This is a genomic window from Stenotrophomonas sp. 05L44_2 (genome assembly GCF_056665995.1).
In genome coordinates this window covers 1-1,486 of record NZ_JBFTNR010000884.1, presented here as the reverse complement: position 1 = coordinate 1,486, position 1,486 = coordinate 1, and the positions used below count along the sequence as shown (strand labels likewise).

Sequence of the window (1,486 nt, the reverse complement as noted above, 5' to 3'; positions counted from 1 at the left end):
CCGACTCCTCAAGACAACGGTGGTGGGTGATCTTGAGGTTGCCTACTCCTATGACGATCGCGGAAACGTGGCCAGCGCAACCGAGCGCAATCTGACGGCACGTGGCGTACCCAGCCAGACACGAGTGACCCGAAGCACGTATACCTATCACGCAAACGGATTGAAGGCCTCGATCAAAGTTGATGGACCGCTTGCGCAGGACGACGTCACCTCCGTGTTCAACAGCCAAGGAGATCTGATCAGCGTCACCAACGCACTCGGTCATACGATCAGCTATTCCAACTACAACGGACTGGGATTGCCGGGGCGCATCGTCAATGCGAATGGTGGCGTGCGAGAGCTGACCTATGACGGCCGCGGCCGCGTTGTGTCCGACAGAACCAGTTCGGCAACCGGTTGGGCGACCACCGCCATTGGATACACTACTGCAGGTGACATCGCCTCGCTTACCCAGCCTGATGGCGTGACAGTGCGCTACGGCTACGATGCAGGGCGCCGCTTGACACAGGAAGTCCGTTCGATGGGAGACGGCAAGTGGGCATGGACGCGACATAGCTACAACAACGCTTCCAATCGCACGCGCACCGAAGTTTCACAGACCGACTATCCGATGGATACGGTGGTGAGCGGAGTGATTGACGAAATCACCCATGATGCGCAGTGGAACTGGTTCGTACGTGGCTGGGCCTGCTCCACTGGCTCGGCTGGGTCAATCCAGGTGGACGGTTACGCCGACGGCAACGTCTACCTGGGTAGCACTCAAGCAAACCTTGCCAGCGAGTCAGGTGTTGCTGCGGCCTGCCAAGCATCAGGGAGTGCCTATAGGTATCAGTTGCCGATATCGCTAGCCCAGAGGCAACAGTTGGGCGGTCGCAAGTTCTCCATCTACGGCCAATCTCCGCAGGGCCGCGGCCAGGACCGACCGCTCGCGAACTCAGGCGTGTTTGCGATTCCAACGGCAAACATCGTTGGTGACATTGGCGGCGTGACCCAGGATGGCAACTGGAACTTCTTCATTGAAGGCTGGGCCTGCTCGATTGGTGTGGACGCCTCGATTGACGTCCACGTGTATGCAGGCAACAACGCATGGGCGGGCGGCACATTCGTGGCCGGTGGCCGTGCAAATCTGGCAACGGATGGCAATGTGGCGAACGCGTGCCAGGCACGAGGTAATGCGTACTGGTTCAAAATTCCGCTGGATGCCAACGCACGATCGGCGCATGGCGGCAAAGCGTTGTATGTACATGGCATCTCACCATGGGGTGGCGATCATCTGACGATCAATCGATCAGGAGCCTTCACCATACCTGCGGTCGTCCGTAATGCGGAACTGGTCAGCGCCTCGGCATCACCCCGCCAGATATTCAATGGTGGCTCGTCGAATCTGACGTTCCAGTTCCGTAATACCGGCAACGTCGTGTGGAATCCTGGTGATACCTATCTGGCATTTGGAATCCTTCAGCTCAATGAAAGCATGGGCCTAGCT

General features: G+C 58.2%; 1 pseudogene. It reads left to right on the top strand.

The features are described from left to right. Nucleotides 1-22: 22 nt before the first annotated feature. A pseudogene (locus AC1VAN_RS21640) lies at nt 23-1,486 on the top strand (DUF6531 domain-containing protein); the annotation flags it as partial.